Consider the following 19,724-nt stretch of genomic DNA (forward strand, 5'->3'; position numbering starts at 1 on the left):
AATTTTGTTACTAAAAATAACATCAGTCTTTATTTTATTTACGCCTTAAAATTAATTCTGTTGATAATAAAGTCTTTATAAAACAGTAATATAAGTTTAATGCAAACCTTTTCATTAGCGCTTTTTCGGTGTGATCTGAGACTTGTTTTGAAACTAAATTTCGTAACTGTGTGGAAAGTTTGAGGGCCATCAATATATATTTAGAGCCGGAAAATATAATGCAACGTGTGGTTACATTTTCATTGGGTGCTAACATTGAGGCTACGGGGGTGTGCCGTTAGTGCCCAAATAATACTTATAATTTATCAGGAGCATAAACATGTTTAAGAACCTTTTTGCAAACCTGCAAAAAGTTGGTAAAGCTCTGATGCTACCAGTATCAGTTTTGCCAGTCGCAGGTATTCTACTAGGTGTTGGTGCTGCCCACCTTAGCTTCATTCCAGAGATCGTTTCGAATCTTATGGAACAAGCTGGTGGTTCAGTATTCGGCCAAATGGCACTTCTATTTGCTGTTGGTGTAGCACTTGGCTTCACAAACAACGACGGTGTAGCAGGTCTTGCTGCTATTGTTGGTTACGGCATTATGACAGCAACGCTTGGCGTTATGGCTGGCATCATGGGCGTTGAGAAAATCGATACAGGCGTACTAGGTGGTATCCTTGTCGGTGGTGTTGCTGCTTGGGCATTCAACCGTTTCTTCAAAATTCAACTTCCAGAGTACCTTGGTTTCTTCGCTGGTAAGCGTGCAGTGCCAATCATCACTGGTTTTGCTGCGATTTTCCTTGCGGTAGTACTTTCTTTCGTATGGCCACCAATCGGCGGTGCAATCTCTGCATTCTCTGACTGGGCTGCACATCAGAACCCACAACTAGCATTCGGTATTTACGGTGTTGTTGAACGTTCTCTAATCCCATTCGGTCTACACCACGTATGGAACGTACCATTCTTCTTCGAAGCTGGTACTTGTGTGAACGCTGCGGGCGAAACTCAAAACGGCGTACTAACTTGTTACCTAGTTGCTGATGAAGCATCTCGTGCTGCTGGTAATGGCTTCGGTCAGCTAGCGGGTGGTTACATGTTCAAGATGTTTGGTCTACCAGCTGCAGCAATCGCAATTGCTCACTGTGCTAAACCAGAAAACCGCGCGAAAGTAATGGGTATCATGGCATCTGCTGCGTTGACTTCATTCCTAACAGGTATTACTGAGCCAATCGAATTCTCATTCCTATTCGTTGCTCCACTACTATACGGTATCCACGCTCTACTAGCTGGTTCTGCATACGTTGTTGCTAATACTCTAGGTTTCGTACACGGTACATCATTCTCACACGGTCTGATCGACTTCCTAGTTCTATCTGGCCACGCTCAGAAGATGGGTCTGATGGTTGCTGTTGGTCTAGTTTACGCGGTCATTTACTACGTAGTATTCCGCACAGTAATCACTGCTCTTGACCTAAAAACTCCTGGTCGTGAAGATGAAACAGAAACTGCTGCGGTTGCGACTGGTTCAGACATGGCTGGTGAGCTTGTTGCTGCATTCGGCGGTAAAGCTAACATCACAGGTCTAGACGCATGTATCACTCGTCTACGTGTAGCAGTTGCTGATACAGCAGCCGTTGACCAAGACAAGCTAAAACAACTTGGCGCTGCTGGTGTTGTAGTTGTTGCAGGTGGTGTACAGGCTATCTTCGGTACTAAGTCTGACAACCTGAAAACAGAAATGGATGAGTGGATTCGTAACCACGGCTAATCTCAGTCATTCATAAAAAAGGAGGCTTCGGCCTCCTTTTTTGATCTGAAATTTTGGTCTACCTTTTTCTTTTCTATTGTTACTGTTTTCTCTCTTAGTCACTTCCTTAGTTACAGTGCGTGATCTTCTTCTCAGCCTTACCTTTGTAGCTTTATTCGTACGTCATCCTTACTCGTTACTGACAAAATAAAATGGTGTTATGTTTGAATTATGCACGCTGTTTTTTAGAGGGGGAGATGTTGATGAAAAAACTAATTTTGTTGGCAGCAGCTGCATTGCCAAGCGCCGTAATGGCTGCAGATGGACCAAAGAATTTTTCTGTGGGTATGGCTGTTGATCAGCAGTTGAGTGTCGTGATTGAAATTGAAGATAAGTATCGCGGCATCATTGGTAATGATGGGATGGCGTTTGACTACATTGCGAAGCGCGGGACGTTCGATCAAAGCATGCCACTGACCTGGTACGTCGGTATTGGTGGTTGGTATGAGTGGGATGACGAATTTGGTGTCCGTGTTCCATTGGGTTTGAACTGGGACTTATCTAAAGGTTGGGACCTCTACGCTCAAATTCACCCAGAACTTGAGCTTTATAAAGGACCTGACCTACAAATCGGTGGGGCACTTGGTATCAAGTATAATTTCTAACAGACACAAAAATGCCGGCTTTGTCGCCGGCACTTTATTTTTTAACTTCTAATTATGATTATTGCTTGTTCATTGCACGTTTGATGCAAATTGCGGCTCCGCCCCAAGTAATACCCAGACCGATAATCATCATGATGATTGCACTTGTCGTCATTACGCTTTCTCCTTGCTCATTACGTTAATTAATACACCAAACACGAACAGCGCAGCAATCATTGCCCAACCTAGGGTTAGGTCGTAGCCACCGTAGCCTTCTGTTAGAAGCGCGTACAGTTTTGTTGCCAAGATAATCGCTAGCATGATAGGCGTCACGAAACGTAGACAGATTTCAAACCATTGACCGATAGAGAAGTCAGAGCGTTCATTAACGTAATTGCGAACTTCTGGCACTTGTTTCAATAACCAAGCCATCAGAACGATTTCTACAAGGCCGCCAACCATAATACCAACGTTGTTTGCGAAGTGGTCGACAAGGTCAAGTAGAAGCAGTCCGCCGTTGGTCGCGAATGCCATCGAGACAACAAATCCCGCACCAATTACGACGTTAGCGGCTTTTTTACGACTCCATTTTAGCTTGTCGATAACCGCTGAAGTGACTGCCTCCATGATCGAAATGTGCGAGCTTAAACCAGCAACAACCAAAGCAAAGAAGAACAGCGGGCCAAGAATGTATGGTGCTGGTAATAAGTTAATTGCCGCAGGTAATGTCACAAATGCCAATCCAACACCTGCAGATACAACTTCAGTGAGTGGTTTGCCTTGCTCTTGCGCCATATAACCCAACACCGAGAAAATCATGATACCCGATAGAATTGAGAAGCCACAGTTGATCAATACCGTCATAAAGGCGTTATTGGTGATGTCCGATTTCTCTGGTAGGTAGCTTGAGTACGCCAGCATGATCGCAAAGCCAATGCTCAACGTGAAGAAGATTTGACCATAAGCCGCAGCCCATACCTTCACATCCCAAATTTTGCTGAAATCAGGCTCGAACATGTAGTTCACACCATCTAGCGCACCAGGTAGGAAAATCATGCGGCCAATCAAGAAGATCACCATAACAAACAAAATAGGCATCATGATCTTAGAAGCGCGTTCAATGCCCGATTTAACACCGCTCACAATGGCTGTGTAGGTAATCGCCCAAGCAATCAACATAGATACTGCGATCTTCCATTGAATACTGCCTAAATCCGTTGGTGAATTATCACCAAGCTTTAGGTATTCACTAAAGAAGAATGCATTCGTATCTGAGCCCCAACTTTGAGTAAACGACATACCAAAATAAGAAATTGCCCAACCAATAACGGCAACGTAATAGACTGCGATAACTGCAGCAACACCCACCTGAAACCAACCTAACCACTCAAACTTAGAGTGGATCTTCGCGAGTGTTTTTGGCGCAGAACCACGGTACTTTTGACCCATACTGAACTCTAGGATCATGAATGGAATACCTGCTGTGATCATGGCGAAAAGGTAAGGAATAAAAAAGGCACCGCCACCATTCTCATAAGCCATATAAGGGAAACGCCAGATGTTACCCAAACCGATGGCTGAACCGACTGCGGCTAAAATGAATCCCGCACGGGATCCCCATTGTTCTCGCTTCATATTTGACTCCTGTACAACTCCCTAAGGAATGAAGCTCTTTCAGGCATTATGAAAAAACCAGCAGAAGAAAGGGCAACTGTTATCCATCAGTTTTTGTCCTTAATTCCGAATTGTTACAAAATTCTGGTGTTTTACTTTGTAATGCATGCAAAGAAATAGAATTAAATGCTTAGTATTTTGATGTGTGTCTGTAAAAGCTGAAATATTCTTCTGCTTTCTGTGGTTAGACTAACTTTTTACATTATTTAGCGCAATAGATTCTAAATGTTAATGGCAGGATTTTATGTGGTTTAAATATTGTTAAATGGTGTTTTTGTAGGGCATCAGATCGGTAATTAGTGGTTGTTTTTGAAATAAATATCTAAATTATCAATGTGATCTTGGTCTAATAAACTGTTTTTGTTTTATAGGGCGTCTGTCTGTATTGATGACACCCTATAGAAGATATTACGTTAAAACGACGTGTTAGAAGCGGAAGGTAAAACCAATATTTGACTGGAATTGGTTCATCCAATCGGTTTCAAACTTGATAATACAAGATGAACCGTCAGTCGGTAGGACGCAGGCTCCTGATGTGTCGTTATCGACAACAGTGCCCAACCAACGGATCTGAGCTGTCATCGCAAAGGTTTTCGAGAATTCGTATTCAAGACCGGCGAAAGCACTGCCAGAAAACCCGTATTTGTCATTAACCCAATCAACATCGGCATAAGAGGCTCCTAATCCCAAGCCAACATAGGTTTGCCATCCTTGATAAAGAGGGTAGTAAATACTGCTTTGAAATTGGAGATAGTGAATATCTGCGGAGTTATTGATGTCTTGTAGCTCTGAGGATTGGTTTGAATAGAAAAAACCAATACGACCCATCTCGAAAGGTGTTTCTACGGATATCGCATAATTGATGGAAGGGTCTAAATCGTAGGTGCGGCTGTTTTCATCCTCTACTTTTCCGCCCCCTGTAAAGCCGACGTAGGGAGTAACGATAACGTTTGCTTGAGCAGCCATAGAACTGCTCAATAAGATACTCCCAACTAGCCAGCCAATTTTATAGTTCATTTGCTATCTCCTTATTATGACTAAGCTAATTGTGATGCCTTAGTCAAAATCGTGCGACTAAATTAGGCAATTCTTGAACATAATTCACACTGGTGTTATTAATTTGTTACAACTAAAGGAGGTGTCTATGGAACACGATCTAAAATCCGCCCTACTCATTGTCGTCACGGTGTTCGCAGTTTTACTGTCTTTTGGCATTATTGCGATTACTACGGCTTAACTAACATACTGGCATCACGCCTATGATACGTAACAGCGGTATAATCACCGACAGCCATGCAGAGCTTGATGTAGATGTTTACGAGCGCTTTAGAAATGGCAAAACTGCCCTTGTCGCACAAGGTGGAGGGCAGAGAGGGATTTTTACCGCTGGTGTATTGGATGCATTTCTTCTTTCCAATTTCGACCCGTTTGATGAGTTCTATGGAACTTCAGCCGGCGCGCTTAACCTCTGTGCTTATCTCTGCCGACAACACGGAATGGGGAAAGCTTTCATTACTGACCTCACGACATCTGACGAATTCTTCAATCTCTTCCGCTACATCCGTAAAAAGCAGTATTTGGGGCTAGAATGGGCCTTAGAGAGGATTCAGGATTACCCTTACAAACTTGACTTAGATATGGGTAAAAGTGTGTTAGGAGCCCGTAGCGCCTTCGCAGCGGTTACTAACGCCGACACTCTCTCAGATCAATACCTGCCGATTTTGAGCCAAAATTGGGTTAATACCATGGTAGCGACGTGCGCCATACCAAAATTGTACCAAAGCCCCGTGAGTATTAATGGTCAGCAGTTTGTGGATGGAGGTGTATCTGCGTCTATCCCAGTGCAAGAAGCATGGCGACAAAATGCACGTAATATTATTGTGATTCGTACCGAGCCTTTTTCTGAATCAGAAGCTAAAGCGCAAAGTGAGATTGGTGATGGTGGCGTTGAGTGGTATCGAGAATCTATCAATTCAGTACAAGAATCTTGGCAACAAAAAGTTACTCAATGGAAAGATGATTGGAGTGACTTCCTTCAACAAAAAATCAATGCCGCTCATGACTCTAAGTTAACTGGCCACAAACTGCTGAATGGCGGACGTTGGTTGTTTGGGGCGGACAATTTGTATCGTTTGAGTCATTTGATCGGAGAGAACTTCGACTCCGGGCTGGCAGATATGTTGATGATTCACTACCAAACGTTCGAACTGACACAAGCTTTCTTGTCTGCGCCGCCGGATGATACCTTTATCCTCCAGTTGGCTCCTAAAGAAGAACTCCAGTCCTCTTCTCTACTTAGTGACCCAGAAGCGCTAGAGCATGACTACCAACTCGGACTACAAGCGGGTTTTAACCTAATTCAGCTCTATGATAAGTTAAACGTAGATGGCCGAGAGACCGCTTAGGTTTGAATCCGTAATTCGATAAAAGAAAAGGCTCCAGTTGGAGCCTTTGTCATGTATTCGAGTCAAATGCTACGCAGATAGGATTCGCATACAGTTCGTTGAACCAACCACATCCATGACATCACCTTGAGTGAAGATCACGAGATCCCCTTCATCGAGCAATCCTTGTTCTTTAAGCGTTACAATTGCCGCGTGAGCGGTCGTCAATCCAGCGCCCCCCTTAGAATCAAAGAACACTGGTGTTACACCACGGTATAGTGCTGCACGGTTCAATGTGGACTCGTTACGAGAGAGTGCGAAAATCGGTAGACCAGAACTCAAACGTGACATCATCAATGCTGTGCGGCCTGATTCTGTTAATGAAATCATCGCTTTTACGCCTTCCATATGATTGGCAGCATACATAGTCGACATTGCAATGGTCTCTTCTGCGGTCGCAAACGTGCGATCCAATCGGTAAGTCGAGAGGCTTGCTTCTGACATTTTTTCTGCACCCATACAGACTTCTGCCATGGATTTAACGGTTTCTACTGGGTATAAACCCGCAGCTGTTTCACCTGAAAGCATAACGGCGTCTGTACCATCAAGCACGGCGTTGGCAACGTCCATCACTTCTGCACGAGTTGGCATCGGTGCGGCCATCATAGATTCCATCATTTGGGTTGCAGTGATAACAATGCGGTTTAAGCTACGCGCACGGCGGATCAGCTTTTTCTGTACGCCGATAAGCTCTGGATCGCCAATTTCTACCCCTAAGTCACCACGAGCCACCATCACCACATCGGAAGCGAGGATGATGTCATCAATTGCTTCATTGTTCGCTACCGTCTCTGCTCGCTCGACTTTAGCGACAAGCTTCGCTTCTAAGCCAGCGTCACGCGCTAAACGACGTGCGTAGTTCATGTCTTCCCCGTTGCGAGGGAATGAGATGGCTAAGTAATCCACTTTGATTTCTGCTGCGGTTAGGATGTCTGCCTTATCTTTTTCTGTTAGAGCGTCCGCAGAAAGACCGCCACCTTTTTTGTTGATGCCTTTGTTGTTGGACAATGGACCACCAACAGTGACTCGGGTGTGAACTTTATTTCCTTCAACGCTGGTAACTTGGAGCTGTACTCGGCCATCATCAAGTAACAGGATGTCGTTAGTTGAGACGTCCTGTGGAAGTTCTTTGTAATCTAAGCCAACCGATTCTTGGTTGCCTTCGCCTTTAGGTAAGTCACTATCTAAAGTGAACTTGTCTCCGACACTGAGGATGATTTTACCATCTTGGAAAGTTGAGACTCGTATTTTAGGGCCTTGTAAATCGCCGAGAATAGCAACTTGTCGACCCAGTTTAGCCGCAATCGCACGGACTTTATTGGCTCGTTGAATATGGTCTTCGCTCGTACCGTGGGAAAAGTTCATACGTACGACGTTTGCGCCCGCTTTGATGATTTCTTCAAGGACATTGTCTTTGTCGGTTGAAGGGCCTAGCGTTGTGACGATTTTTGTTCTTCTCAATATAGAAGTCATAGATTCTCCGAAGAATGCAGGTGTAGGACGAGATAACTGGAATTCTATTCTCGCTAAGTATATGCACACTATGTACATATTGTTCGTATTTAGGTCAAAGTGCTGAAAAAACGCTGAGTCTCAGGCTTTGCTTCCTAATTTGATGAATAAAATAAGTCAATTTTCAAACAATTTAACAGGAGTAGATTTCTCGTTATTTGATTGAATACACAAACAAACATGTTTATACGTGATGCTTGTCACGGGGATTTATCAATTCACTTCACAATTACTTCGCAAAGTAAAAAAATTATCCCGTTATAGAATTTCGGAGTGCAAGATGTACATGGCTCAACCGGGCCATATTGATCATATCAAACAGGTCAATGCTGGTCGTGTATACAAACTAATTGACCTGAAGGGTCCAATTTCTCGAATCGATTTATCCAAGAAAAGTGAGCTTGCACCTGCGAGTATTACTAAGATCACTCGAGAGTTGATTGAAGCACATCTGATTCATGAAACTACCGTGCAAGAGGCGACCAGTCGTGGCCGTCCAGCGGTAGGTTTGCAAGTCAATAATGAAGGCTGGCAATTCTTATCGATGCGTTTAGGGCGAGGGTATTTGACCATTGCTTTGCATGAACTTGGTGGGGATGTGCTTATCGATACAAAAATCGATATCCACGAGCGCGATCAAGATGATGTTTTGGAACGCTTACTCTACGAAATTGATGAATTCTTCCAAACCTACGCCGATCAACTTGATCGTGTGACTAGTATTGCTATCACGTTGCCTGGTCTGGTGAACTCAGAGCAGGGTATTGTGCTGCAAATGCCGCATTACAATGTTGAGAACCTTGCTCTAGGGCCTGAGATCTACAAAGCAACAGGTTTACCAGTGTTTATTGCCAACGATACACGTGCGTGGGCATTGGCTGAGAAGCTGTTTGGTCACTCACAAGAGAACGATAACTCGGTTCTGATTTCGATTCACCACGGCTTAGGGGCCGGTATCATCTTAGATGGGCGTGTCCTACAAGGCCGTCATGGTAACATTGGTGAACTCGGCCATATTCAAATTGACCCGAATGGTAAACGTTGTCACTGTGGTAACATTGGTTGCTTAGAGACCGTTGCGAGTTCACAAGCTATTCGTGAAGAAGTGGTGACTCGTATTGCTGATGGCGAACCCTCAATTCTTGCTGATCAGGAAGAAATGAGCATCGAAAGTATTTGTGAGGCGGCGGCAAATGGCGATCCTTTGGCTGTCGATGTTATCGAGAAGCTTGGTCGTTACTTGGGATCTGCAATTGCTATTGTGATCAACTTGTTTAACCCAGAGAAGATTTTGATTGGTGGGGTAATCAACCAAGCGAAAGAGGTGCTTTATCCTGCCGTTCGCCGCTGCATTGAAGAGCAGAGTTTACCGGTCTACCACCAAGATCTTGAGCTAGTGGAATCTCGTTTCTACAAACAAGCGACCATGCCGGGTGCCGCGCTTATCAAACAAGCTTTGTATGATGGTCAGTTACTGATGAAGGTAATTGAAGGCTAATTTCCCGTATTGTTGTGGCGTAGTTTTAAAGGGTGAGCTTTAAGAGTTCACCCTTTTTTGATCGCCAATTTGATGCAAAGCGCCAATCTGAGCTTTGCTTCATTGCTATATCAATAGCATTAATGTAATTTCCCTAAGTAATGTAAAACACTCATACAAAAGTTTTACTTTGTTGTTTCAGCACGGTTTTCTTTAAAGAGTGAAGGATAGTTATTCAGAGTTAGGTAGTGGTATGTCCGGAGTGTTAAATACAGTGGATCAGCGTACGAATCTAGTGGGTGAGAACCGACTGGAGCTTTTGCTGTTCACATTAAATAGTCGCCAGTTATTTGCGATCAACGTTTTCAAAGTGAAAGAGGTGATCAAACTGCCGCCACTGACCAAGCTACCTGGTTCGCACTACAATATTCGTGGTGTCGCTTCTCTCCGTGGTGAAGCAGTACCTGTGATTGATTTGCGTGGTTCAATTGGCTTTCCCCCTTTGCGTGGTGAAGCGGAAGAAGAAAACCTGATCATCACGGAATATAACCGCTCAGTTCAAGGCTTCCTTGTTGGGCCTGTACGAAACATCATCAATACAGCTTGGACCGAAATTCAGCCTCCACCTTCCACATCTGGTCGCTCTAACTACCTCACGGCAATTACCCAAGTGAAAGAAGGGGATAGCTCTCAAATCGTCGAAATCATCGATGTAGAAAAGGTGTTAGCGGAAATCATCCATTACGATGTCACGATTTCTGAAGGCGTGTTAGACCACGAACTTGCTCAAGCTATGATTGGTCGTAATGTGCTGATTGTGGATGACTCCTCAACAGCTCGTAACCAAGTACGTGATACCTTGTCTCAATTAGGTTTGAATATTATTGAGTGCCGAGATGGCCTTGAAGCATTGACGGTATTAAAACGTTGGTGTGACGAAGGTAAAGATGTCGCGAACGAGTTACTGATGATGATTACTGATGCTGAAATGCCAGAAATGGATGGCTATCGACTGACGCATGAAGTCCGTAGTGATCCGAGAATGTCCAAACTGTTCATCACGCTAAATACTTCTTTAAGTGGGAGTTTTAATGAAGCCATGGTGCAAAAGGTGGGCTGTGACCGCTTTATATCTAAGTTCCAACCAGATCTTCTTGTTGAAGTCGCACAAGAACGTTTGCGTCAGGTGGTTTAGGTTATCCAAGGTATAATTATCTTGTTACAAACTCATTCATAAGTTTTTATGATGTCTGCTTCATGAGTTGCTATACTTTACTTACATATTTTTTACAGTGAAATATGTCAGGTATATCACGTTACTTTTCACCTACGAGTCAACTCGACTCATCAGTATAGGGTACTTCCTTTTAATGATATGGCTAACATCTAAAGTTATTATGACTTTATCCTTGTTACTGTATAGGGAATACAAGAAAAAACGTACGGAAGCGGAAGCTGATGACTAATTTCAGCGGAATTGAAAGGGAGGGTCGACCTCCCTTTATTTTATTCAGTTTACCCTGTGTCAATCTGTCTCTATTCTCATTTCTTTAATGAAAATCCCGCGATTTATTTTGCAGTCTCGCAAGGTGTTGAGTGCAATCAATGAGCCTACCTGCAATGATGTGCGTGACTTCTCCCTCTCTTTCTAAAATTCCTTTTACCATTAACACCTTTGAGGTGAGATAAGCTTGTTTCTGCGCGCGCGCTGTTGCTCGCCACACAACCACATTAATGTTACCAGTGTCGTCTTCTAACGTGAAAAAGGTGACGCCAGCTGCAGTGCCAGGGGATTGCCTGCCTGTGACGACACCGACAACCGTCACCAAGGACTTGTGCTCTTTTTCTACGAGCTGCTTCATACGAGTAAAGCGTGGTAGTTTGCCAGCTTCCTCCAGTAGGGTAATTGGGTGACGGCTAAGTGATAACCCTGTACTGGCATAATCTTCAATGAGATTTTCGTACTCAGAAGGCTGAGGTTGATAGCTCACCTCAGGCTCTTCAATTTGATTAAATAAGGGCAAGTCTGATAACGAATCCATAGCTGACCAACGTGCGTTATATCGGTTACCTGAGAGTATTTGAAAAGCATTCGCAGAAGCTAATAACTCAATATCACGACGACTTCTCAGAATTTGTTTTACCTCTTGGATAGAACGATAACCATGAGTTGGGCGGTGTTCAACCAAGCGGATAGCGTTTTCTTCATTAAGGCTTTTGACTAACCGCAAGCCTAGTTGGATACCAAGGCGTCCATTGGGGCGTTTTACCAAGTGATGCTGGTAGTGTGAGTGGTTCACGCAAGTAGGCAGTACTTCCACTCCGTGTCGACGTGCATCCTGAACCAGCTGTGAAGGGCTATAAAAGCCCATGGGTTGGCTATTCAGTAGCGAAGTATAAAACTCAGCGGGATAGTAGAACTTTAGCCATGCAGAGCAATAAGCCAGTACCGCGAAAGAGGCGGAATGGCTCTCAGGAAAACCATACTCACCAAAGCCACAAATCTGATCAAAGATACGTTCGGCAAACTCAAGATCGTAGCCGCGTTCAAGCATCCCATCGATAAGCTTTGGTTTGAATTTAGCGAGATCGCCGTTCTTCTTCCATGCTGCCATTGCTCTACGCAATTGATCCGCTTCACCGCCGCTAAAACCAGCAGCGACCATTGCCAACTTGATCACTTGTTCTTGGAAAATCGGTACGCCCATGGTGCGCTCTAGTACGTTTTTCACTTCTTCCGATGGGTAGCTGATCGGTTCTTCACCATTTCGTCTTTTTAAAAACGGGTGCACCATATCTCCTTGGATTGGGCCCGGACGAACAATGGCAATCTGCACGACTAAGTCGTAGTAACGTGCAGGTTTTAAGCGTGGCAGCATGCTCATCTGCGCGCGAGACTCAATCTGGAATACGCCAACAGTATCGGCTTTTTGGATCATGCGGTATACGTGCGGATCGTCTTGCAGGCGTGTGATCTCGGCAATCGACAGGGATCGCTGGTGGTGCTTCTCGACTAATTGAAAGCATTTACGGATCGCGTTCAACATGCCAAGTGCAAGTACATCGACTTTCAATAGCTTTAAGCTTTCTAAATCATCTTTATCCCATTGAATAATCGTGCGATCTTCCATCGAAGCATTCTCGACAGGCACCAGTTCATACAAAGGGCCAGATGAAATCACAAAGCCGCCGACATGCTGAGATAAATGGCGCGGAAATCCGATGATCTCGTTCACCAACTGGATAAATTGTTGGCCTTTTAACGACTCTGGTTGTAACCCCAATTCGATGATTTGCGCTTGCCAACCTTGGCTACGATCACGGCGATTGACGTTTTTGATGAAGAAGTCTAGCTGAGTTTCTTCAATCCCCAGTGCTTTACCCACTTCACGCACGGCACTTTTAAAGCGATAGCTGATCACGGTGGCTGCCAAAGCGGCACGCTCGCGCCCGTACTTTTTGTAGATGTACTGAATCACTTCTTCACGACGCTCGTGCTCGAAATCCACATCGATATCTGGCGGCTCGTCTCGCTCTTTACTAATAAAACGCTCGAATAAGACAGAGATTTGCCTCGGGTCAACCGCGGTGATTTCTAAGCAGTAACACACCACGGAGTTAGCCGCAGATCCACGTCCTTGATAGAGGATGCCTTGCTGCTTAGCGAACATCACAATGTCGTGAATGGTTAGAAAATAATAATGGTACTCTAGCTCTTTAATGAGTGTGAGTTCACGCTCAATCGTTTGATTGATGTCTGTTGGAACCCCTTCGGGAAAGCGTCGTTGCTTACCTCGATCAACTAAAAAACGTAAGTAAGAGTCTGGTGTGTAACCATCTGGAATGAGTTCGGCTGGGTATTCGTATTTCAGGTCAGACAGCTCGAATTCGCACAAATCTGCGATGGTTTTGCTTTCTGCAAGCCACTCTGGTTTATAGATGCGGAGTAGCTTATTCATTGGGCGCAACGCTCTTTCTGCATTGGATAGGCGATCAAAACCAAGTTTATCGACATTGCATCCATGCTTAACGGCAGTGAGTACATGCTGTAGAGGTAGGCGTTCGACAGCATGCATCAAAACACCACCACAAGCGGTAATTGGCAATTGGAACTCGTTTGCTAATAATTCACAGTGAGTTGTGTATGCTTCATCACTTCCACTGAGGTGACGTTGAATCGCGACCCATAATCGTTCGGAATGGTGTTGATTAAGCCAACGTCCCCAGTAGTGATCACTTTCCTGATGTGCAGGTAACCACAGCACGAAACAGTGACGAATCGACATTAAATCCCATTCGGAAAGTTGGTAGCTGCCTTTCTCGCTGCGTCTTCTTGAATTGGTGATGATACGGCACAGCTCAGCGTAGGCTTTTCGACAAGGGCAAAGCAGCACGACTTGGCATTCCTCGTTCAACCAAAACATGCTGCCGACGATTTGTTTAATATCAAGCTTGTGCTGTTTAATGGTCGCGTACGCTTTGACGACACCGGCAACAGAGCATTCATCAGTAATCGCAATAGCTTGATAACGATAAAAAGCGGCTTGCAGTACTAACTCTTCCGCATGAGAAGCCCCAGTGAGAAAGGAAAAATTGGACTGACAAAATAGTTCTGCGTAACTCATAACAACCTAACAAAAATAACTGCCGATTTAACAAAAATAGCCATGAAGAAACCAATGCTTGTGTTGATCGCGAAAGACCCATAACCAGCGCCCTTGCTTGGTATGTGCTACGTAGTAATCACGCATGATTTCATCGCCATCCCACCATCCAGAGACAATTCGCTCCGGTCCATGAATGAGAGATACTTGCTCTTGTAGCGCGATAGGTTCGGGTAATTGCATCGCTGGGCGTAACAACGCAGGGATGGTGTTAATCGACACATCCGGCTCGTCGGCTGGGCGATACTGACTGGCTTTCTCTGGTCTTGGGTCGCAGGCGATATTCGGTTTGAGTACTGCGCTTTTACCCAATTTAGCTTGCAGTAGAGAGAGCAACTCTAATGCATTCATTTGGCCCTTTTGCCCAGCAAAGAGATCACGAGTTGCGCTTAAAGGCTCTCCTTGACGGACGATTTTTAACGTTAAGCCCATCACTGGGCCGTTTAAGGTCAGTGATTCTAGATTCAAACTGGCCAGTTGTTGCCAACGCTGATATAAGTAATCGCCCTGCGCTGAAGTCAATTGAAGATGTTGTTCTTGCTTATCTCGCTGGTGGAGCGTCAAGCACAGCTCAAACGCGACTTTATCGCGCAGCTTGAGGAAGGTTTCGAGCTGCTGAAGGAGCTTGGCTAACGGTCTTTCCACCCATTGCACGTTTTCAATTTCAAACAGCAATTCTAGGTATACTTGGAATGATTCCGTTGGATGATAAAAATCAACAGGATGTTTGAACTGGCCTGTTAACCGCCCAACGTAGTTGACTAAATCGATATCAAATCGGCGTGCAATATCTTGTAACGGCAACTCAAGCAAACCTTCGAGGGTTGTAACTCCAACGCGCTGTAGCTTATCGACAGTGGAGGTCGACAAATCGGTCAATGTCAGTGGCAAAGGTTGTAACGCTTGTAGCATGAAGGCTTTATCTTCACTCAAACAATTACTCCCAGATAAGGCCATCAATTTGGCTGAAAAGGGTGAAAAGCCGCAGCCGAACTGAAAGCTCAGCTTGAGCGTTGCTAGGTGAGTCGTGACTTTTTGCCAGTAATTTTGCAGCCCTTCATATAAGTTAAGCATCGGGGTTGCACGTAGTAGAACCCCTTGGCTTGGCATCAATACTACATCAGACGTAATCAAATACAGCCATTGAGCAATTTCTTGTAACTTGCTCAATTCGGTTTGCGGATGATAAGGATGCACTTGCAAATCCCGGCACAAAGAAGCCGCGCTACCCAAGCCCATATTTGGCTTAATGCCTTGTTGATCGGCAATCTCGTTGTATTGAATGATCCGACAACGTTGGCTTTCTACAATCACCACGGGCTGCTCTTGGTTATCACCAAAGAGTGCATCTAACTGTAGGCGAGGGAAGTGCAAGTATATCCACAAAGCCATATCACTAACCTTGATTCGCCAATGGGAAATTGACCACCGTGGATGGAATACGAGTTGTGCTTGGCATCACCAGTTGCGGGTAGTGGTGCTGGAAGTTGATATCGACGCTGCCTTTGCTCCAACCGCCTTTTCTTTTGAGCACTTCTACACTCACACCTTGCTCGTGACCGTGAAGTTTTAAGCTGAGTGACACAGGCAAAGACAAGCGATTTGTCATGTTAGGTTTGAGCATAAACAGAGGGCAAGCGCCTTGCTCACTTGCCACTTGCAGACGTTTTACTTGGTGGATCTCTAGTTCATCTTGCCATAGCAAAACGTTAGTACATACGCCGCTTTTGAGGCATTGCTCTGCAGCCCATAAGGCATCGCGTTGATGTTCCGGTGTGACAACCCATACTTGGTTGATGTCCAACCCAATGCTGTGTAGGAACAATGAGTTCATCAATGCGGGAGGCTGAATGAATGCCGTTACTCCTCTTGCCAGAGATGCTTTTAAATAAGGCGCTAAAAGACGCAATTCACCAATACTGCCAACGGACTCCATTTCCACGACACCATGGGGAGGAAAACCGCCCCCAAGCAAGGTATCTAACTCAGGAAAACCTGAGCTATGGAGAGTCTGGTGTGTATCAGCTTTGGTTAAATTTGCTTGCCAAACAAGATGTTGGCTTTTTAAATTCTGGATAATGTCTTGCATAATAAAATACCTGTATATATGTACAGTATATTTCTGTGGTGGAAAGTCGCAAGATTTTTATAGGCAGAAATACGAAAAAAGGCAGCGTTTGCTGCCTTTTCAATCGATTATGCGAGGTCGTGAGAATTTATCACTTACGCTTTGGTTGTGCGTCAATACACTGACCGTTGACATCAGTGACGGCTGGATCCATTAAATGCAGGTACAACGGCATAATATCTAAAGGTGTTTTTAATGTATTTGAATCTTCACCAGGGTAGGCTTTTTCACGCATACGAGTACGAGTTGCACCGGGGTTAATGGCATTAACTCGCATTGGTGTGTCACTCAGTTCGTCGGCGAGAACCTGCATCATACCTTCTACGGCAAATTTGGAGATGGCGTACGAACCCCAGAAAGCACGGCCAGAATGGCCCACTGTTGAAGACGTAAAGATAATACGACCTGCATCTGAATTACGCATAATAGGCAGCAGTGCCTGAGTCATTAGGACTTCTGCTTTCACGTTAATCTGCATGATGTCGTCAAAGTCTTCTTCATTGATTTGCTCAAACGGGCACAGCGTGCTTAAAACACCGGCGTTGTGCAGCAGGCCATCCAAACGACCAAATTGACCTTCGATGGTTTCTGCCATATCGATGTAGTGCTGCTTAGTTGCGCCTTTTAGATCAAGTGGAATGATCGCGGGTTGAGGGTAACCTGCAGATTCGATTTCATCGTAGATGGATTCAAGGTTTTGAACGTTTCGACCAAGTAGAATCACAGTCGCACCGTGCTGAGCGTAAGAAAGTGCCGCTTGGCGACCAATACCATTGCCTGCACCAGTGACAAGAATGACTTTACCTTTTAGGGCATCTGCTGAAACGGAGTAGTTCACGGTAGTTAATCCTTATTATTGTATCTAATTCCGACGAACAGACGTCATCTTGGTGTAGAAATGCGCCTGTTTCTCAATGGAAAATCTTGGTAATCGTGACAAGTTGGTTACAATACACCAATTCATGTGTTATACCAATTCCAGAACGGTTGTCCGGTATGTTATTTGAACACCATCAATCAGAACAAGAGGTTACTGATTTTCTTGCCTTCTCTCTGATTTTTCTACGTAACATATTGATGACTATTACTGGTATGAGATAGAGGAACTCTCATTGGAATTTTTATTAGATTATGGTCTGTTTTTAGCCAAGATTATCACCGTTGTTGCGGCCGTGGTTGTGCTGCTGATTATTGCAAAATCGGCGGGTGGTAAATCGGGTGCTGCGAAAGGCGAATTGGAAGTCACCAATCTTTCTGAGCGTCATAAAGATGCAATCGAACAGTTAGAACATCACCTGCACGATGACGCTTTCATCAAAGCTCGTGATAAAGCGGCTAAGAAGGAAGAGAAAGAAAAGAACAAATCTCGCGAGAAAGAAATCAAACAAGCGAGCAAAGAAGGCTCTCTCGATAGCAAGCGTGAACCGCACCTGTTCGTGTTGGACTTCAACGGCAGTATTGATGCAAAAGAAGTGGGCTCTCTACGTGAAGAGATCACTGCAGTATTAGCAGTAGCTCGCGAAGGCGATGAAGTGCTGCTTCGTCTAGAGTCTGGTGGTGGTATGGTCCATGGCTATGGCTTAGCATCTTCTCAACTTGATCGAATCAAAGCTGCAGGTCTGCCTCTGACGATTTCTGTCGACAAAGTGGCAGCAAGTGGTGGCTACATGATGGCATGTGTGGCAGACAAGATTGTGTCTGCGCCGTTTGCGATTGTAGGTTCTATCGGCGTTATCGCGCAGATCCCTAACTTCAACAAACTGTTGAAAAAACACGATATCGAATATGAGCAGCTAACAGCTGGTGAGTACAAGCGTACACTAACGATGTTTGGTGAGAACACCGACAAAGCGCGTGATAAGTTCAAACAAGAACTTGAAGAAACACACGTACTGTTCAAAGACTTCATCAGTGAACGTCGCCCAGCGCTAGAACTTGAAAAAGTCGCAACCGGTGAGCACTGGTTTGGTACGCAAGCGAAAGAGCTAGGGCTGGTGGATGAAATCAGCACTTCCGACGATCTAGTTGTTGCAGCATGCAAAGAGAAAACCGTACTAGCAGTGCATTACGTGCAAAAGAAAAAACTGGCAGACAAGCTTGCCGGTGTTGCAGGCAAAGTAGCAGACAGTGTTGTGCTTAAACTTGCAGAGCGTGGTCAAAAGCCAATTGTGTAATGTTTAAGAAATAACAAAAAAAACCAACTGTTTAGTTGGTTTTTTTGTTTCCGCTGAGGGTTGTTAGTTCAGCTCTAACCGTTATTGGTTCAGTTCTAACTGATAGAAGCTTGCTTGAGCATAATCACCCGCTTCCATGCCGCGCCATTCACAGTCTGAACTGCTTTTCTTCGTATTACATTGGTTGTAAGCACCGGCTTTGTAATACATCCAATCGTTACCATAGCCTTGGTCTACTTCATGACCTTGGTATTTGCCTTCTGCTAGATTCACATCAAATGTCTTAGTGACTTCATTTTTTTCACCTGGGTTCTTAGTGAAAGTCAGGTGCATGATCTCACCTTCCACATTCACGCTGTATGAGAAGATTTCACCCAGTTTGATGCCGTCTTGTGGGTCTGCGTCGCCTTTACGTAAGTTGTATTGTCCGAACACGTTGTGGCGGATGTCTTGGCGAAGTTTCTTACCATTTTCATCTTTCGCGTCTTGAAGTTCTTTGGTTGGGTTTAACTCGTAGTTCCACGAAAGAGAGCCGTATTCATGCTCCGGCAGCTTGCGGTAAGAAATCTTTAAAGGCTCATTGTCAGAGCCATGAATTTGGCCAATCACGACAGCGAATGCGCCATTCTTTTTGTAGTTGCCACTTGTACTTACTTGGTCAACAGATAGGGTCGCGTTTAGCTCGCCACCAATCGCACCATACTCAGCAGCATTTGGGTGAGAAGCGACGACAAAGTTGTTTTTTGGCTCACCGTAGTGCGTAGCAAGCATGGCACGAAGTTCACTACGGGTGTTCTTACTATTAGGAGTGGTCGGTGCTTCATTTGGTGCAACAAAAACCACGGCGCCTGTTTCTTTGTTGGTATAGAACCACTCAGGGTGAACATAAGGGTTTTCTGTATTGCCCAGCTCATCTTTGGCTATTTCTAATGCTTTACCTTTGCGTTCACCTTCTTTAGTTAGTTCAGGCAAGGTAATTTTCCAATTCGTCATATCAAAGTTTTGAGCTGGAGCCTTTGTCGGATCTAGCTCATATTTGTTCGCTAATTCATTAGACGAAGTTACAGCCATAGCAGACGCAGAGGCAATGCTGGCAGCAAGAAAAGTAAGCGCTAATTTCTTCATATTGTGTTCTCAATTTTTATAGGGTCGTCGATAAGATTATTTAATATACAATAATATTGTATTACTAATATGTGATCGGGTCGGAAAAATGAAACTTAGAGAAAATCCGCCATTTGGTATTGCGTTTTAAAGAGAAAAAATCAGAAGAGAGAA

The 19,724-nt window shown here is 44.5% G+C and carries 16 protein-coding genes; 7 read left to right on the top strand and 9 right to left on the bottom strand.

Annotation, left to right across the window (positions count from 1 at the left end):
• Nucleotides 1–319 precede the first annotated feature (319 nt).
• Both ptsG and C1S73_RS16690 read left to right on the top strand, forming a co-directional pair.
• On the top strand, nucleotides 320–1,750 hold the full coding sequence (gene ptsG / locus C1S73_RS16685; protein WP_038869464.1) for a PTS glucose transporter subunit IIBC: 1,431 nt from the start codon (nucleotides 320–322) through the stop codon (nucleotides 1,748–1,750).
• 242 nt (nucleotides 1,751–1,992) lie between these two features.
• Nucleotides 1,993–2,394, top strand: a complete 402-nt coding sequence (locus C1S73_RS16690) for a hypothetical protein (RefSeq protein ID WP_038869518.1) — start codon at nucleotides 1,993–1,995, stop codon at nucleotides 2,392–2,394.
• 58 nt (nucleotides 2,395–2,452) lie between these two features.
• Here C1S73_RS16690 and C1S73_RS27805 read toward each other — a convergent pair whose 3' ends face one another.
• The 3 genes from C1S73_RS27805 to C1S73_RS16700 form a co-directional block, all read right to left on the bottom strand.
• Complete coding sequence (locus tag C1S73_RS27805; RefSeq protein ID WP_095760653.1) at nucleotides 2,453–2,548, bottom strand: MetS family NSS transporter small subunit; 96 nt, start codon at nucleotides 2,546–2,548, stop codon at nucleotides 2,453–2,455.
• A complete protein-coding gene (locus tag C1S73_RS16695; RefSeq protein ID WP_038869467.1) occupies nucleotides 2,548–4,008 on the bottom strand; it encodes a sodium-dependent transporter in 1,461 nt (486 codons plus the stop codon). The genes C1S73_RS27805 and C1S73_RS16695 overlap by 1 nt, the downstream gene beginning before the upstream one ends.
• A gap of 465 nt (nucleotides 4,009–4,473) precedes the next feature.
• Nucleotides 4,474–5,064, bottom strand: coding sequence for an outer membrane protein (locus C1S73_RS16700; protein WP_038869469.1), 591 nt, complete (start codon nucleotides 5,062–5,064; stop codon nucleotides 4,474–4,476).
• Between the two features lie 127 nt (nucleotides 5,065–5,191).
• Here C1S73_RS16700 and cydH point away from each other — a divergent pair, with 127 nt between their 5' ends.
• Both cydH and C1S73_RS16710 read left to right on the top strand, forming a co-directional pair.
• Nucleotides 5,192–5,284: a cytochrome bd-I oxidase subunit CydH gene (gene cydH, locus C1S73_RS16705; protein ID WP_005444835.1), complete on the top strand. Its 93-nt coding sequence runs from the start codon at nucleotides 5,192–5,194 to the stop codon at nucleotides 5,282–5,284.
• 22 nt (nucleotides 5,285–5,306) lie between these two features.
• Complete coding sequence (locus tag C1S73_RS16710; RefSeq protein WP_038869472.1) at nucleotides 5,307–6,452, top strand: patatin-like phospholipase family protein; 1,146 nt, start codon at nucleotides 5,307–5,309, stop codon at nucleotides 6,450–6,452.
• A 69-nt stretch (nucleotides 6,453–6,521) separates the two neighbouring features.
• On the opposite strand, the gene pyk is transcribed toward C1S73_RS16710, so the two are convergent.
• Nucleotides 6,522–7,964 (bottom strand): pyruvate kinase, encoded by a 1,443-nt coding sequence (gene pyk / locus C1S73_RS16715; protein WP_038869474.1) that lies wholly within the window; start codon nucleotides 7,962–7,964, stop codon nucleotides 6,522–6,524.
• Between the two features lie 319 nt (nucleotides 7,965–8,283).
• Here pyk and mlc point away from each other — a divergent pair, with 319 nt between their 5' ends.
• Both mlc and C1S73_RS16725 read left to right on the top strand, forming a co-directional pair.
• A complete protein-coding gene (mlc, locus tag C1S73_RS16720) occupies nucleotides 8,284–9,501 on the top strand; it encodes a sugar metabolism global transcriptional regulator Mlc (RefSeq protein ID WP_038869476.1) in 1,218 nt (405 codons plus the stop codon).
• 232 nt (nucleotides 9,502–9,733) lie between these two features.
• Nucleotides 9,734–10,675 carry a chemotaxis protein CheV gene (locus C1S73_RS16725; RefSeq protein ID WP_038869478.1) on the top strand — a complete coding sequence of 314 codons (942 nt, stop codon included), beginning with the start codon at nucleotides 9,734–9,736 and terminating at the stop codon, nucleotides 10,673–10,675.
• Between the two features lie 355 nt (nucleotides 10,676–11,030).
• On the opposite strand, the gene C1S73_RS16730 is transcribed toward C1S73_RS16725, so the two are convergent.
• The 4 genes from C1S73_RS16730 to C1S73_RS16745 all read right to left on the bottom strand — a co-directional run bounded on the left by C1S73_RS16730 (nucleotide 11,031) and on the right by C1S73_RS16745 (nucleotide 17,110).
• Nucleotides 11,031–14,105 carry an error-prone DNA polymerase gene (locus C1S73_RS16730; protein WP_038869480.1) on the bottom strand — a complete coding sequence of 1,025 codons (3,075 nt, stop codon included), beginning with the start codon at nucleotides 14,103–14,105 and terminating at the stop codon, nucleotides 11,031–11,033.
• Between the two features lie 27 nt (nucleotides 14,106–14,132).
• Nucleotides 14,133–15,536 carry a Y-family DNA polymerase gene (locus C1S73_RS16735; RefSeq protein WP_038869482.1) on the bottom strand — a complete coding sequence of 468 codons (1,404 nt, stop codon included), beginning with the start codon at nucleotides 15,534–15,536 and terminating at the stop codon, nucleotides 14,133–14,135.
• Nucleotides 15,537–15,540: 4 nt separating this feature from the next.
• Nucleotides 15,541–16,233, bottom strand: coding sequence for a translesion DNA synthesis-associated protein ImuA (gene imuA / locus C1S73_RS16740; protein WP_038869483.1), 693 nt, complete (start codon nucleotides 16,231–16,233; stop codon nucleotides 15,541–15,543).
• 130 nt (nucleotides 16,234–16,363) lie between these two features.
• Nucleotides 16,364–17,110, bottom strand: a complete 747-nt coding sequence (locus tag C1S73_RS16745) for a YciK family oxidoreductase (protein WP_038869485.1) — start codon at nucleotides 17,108–17,110, stop codon at nucleotides 16,364–16,366.
• A 274-nt stretch (nucleotides 17,111–17,384) separates the two neighbouring features.
• On the opposite strand from C1S73_RS16745, the gene sohB reads away from it, so the two are divergent.
• Nucleotides 17,385–18,446, top strand: a complete 1,062-nt coding sequence (sohB, locus tag C1S73_RS16750; RefSeq protein ID WP_038869487.1) for a protease SohB — start codon at nucleotides 17,385–17,387, stop codon at nucleotides 18,444–18,446.
• A gap of 81 nt (nucleotides 18,447–18,527) precedes the next feature.
• Here the strand turns inward: sohB and C1S73_RS16755 are convergent, their stop codons facing one another.
• Entirely contained in the window at nucleotides 18,528–19,571 is a 1,044-nt protein-coding gene (locus C1S73_RS16755; RefSeq protein WP_038869488.1) for a polysaccharide lyase family 7 protein, read from the bottom strand.
• Nucleotides 19,572–19,724: the final 153 nt, after the last annotated feature.

Origin of the sequence: Vibrio jasicida 090810c, assembly GCF_002887615.1 — a bacterium.
Taxonomy (GTDB): Bacteria; Pseudomonadota; Gammaproteobacteria; order Enterobacterales; family Vibrionaceae; genus Vibrio; species Vibrio jasicida.

Coding starts and splice junctions, on each gene's coding strand:
- ptsG (WP_038869464.1), top strand. CDS start 320: ATGTTTAAGAACCTTTTTGCAAACCTGCAAAAAGTTGGTAAAGCTCTG.
- C1S73_RS16690 (WP_038869518.1), top strand. CDS start 1,993: ATGAAAAAACTAATTTTGTTGGCAGCAGCTGCATTGCCAAGCGCCGTA.
- C1S73_RS27805 (WP_095760653.1), bottom strand. CDS start 2,548: ATGACGACAAGTGCAATCATCATGATGATTATCGGTCTGGGTATTACT.
- C1S73_RS16695 (WP_038869467.1), bottom strand. CDS start 4,008: ATGAAGCGAGAACAATGGGGATCCCGTGCGGGATTCATTTTAGCCGCA.
- C1S73_RS16700 (WP_038869469.1), bottom strand. CDS start 5,064: ATGAACTATAAAATTGGCTGGCTAGTTGGGAGTATCTTATTGAGCAGT.
- cydH (WP_005444835.1), top strand. CDS start 5,192: ATGGAACACGATCTAAAATCCGCCCTACTCATTGTCGTCACGGTGTTC.
- C1S73_RS16710 (WP_038869472.1), top strand. CDS start 5,307: ATGATACGTAACAGCGGTATAATCACCGACAGCCATGCAGAGCTTGAT.
- pyk (WP_038869474.1), bottom strand. CDS start 7,964: ATGACTTCTATATTGAGAAGAACAAAAATCGTCACAACGCTAGGCCCT.
- mlc (WP_038869476.1), top strand. CDS start 8,284: ATGTACATGGCTCAACCGGGCCATATTGATCATATCAAACAGGTCAAT.
- C1S73_RS16725 (WP_038869478.1), top strand. CDS start 9,734: ATGTCCGGAGTGTTAAATACAGTGGATCAGCGTACGAATCTAGTGGGT.
- C1S73_RS16730 (WP_038869480.1), bottom strand. CDS start 14,105: ATGAGTTACGCAGAACTATTTTGTCAGTCCAATTTTTCCTTTCTCACT.
- C1S73_RS16735 (WP_038869482.1), bottom strand. CDS start 15,536: ATGGCTTTGTGGATATACTTGCACTTCCCTCGCCTACAGTTAGATGCA.
- imuA (WP_038869483.1), bottom strand. CDS start 16,233: ATGCAAGACATTATCCAGAATTTAAAAAGCCAACATCTTGTTTGGCAA.
- C1S73_RS16755 (WP_038869488.1), bottom strand. CDS start 19,571: ATGAAGAAATTAGCGCTTACTTTTCTTGCTGCCAGCATTGCCTCTGCG.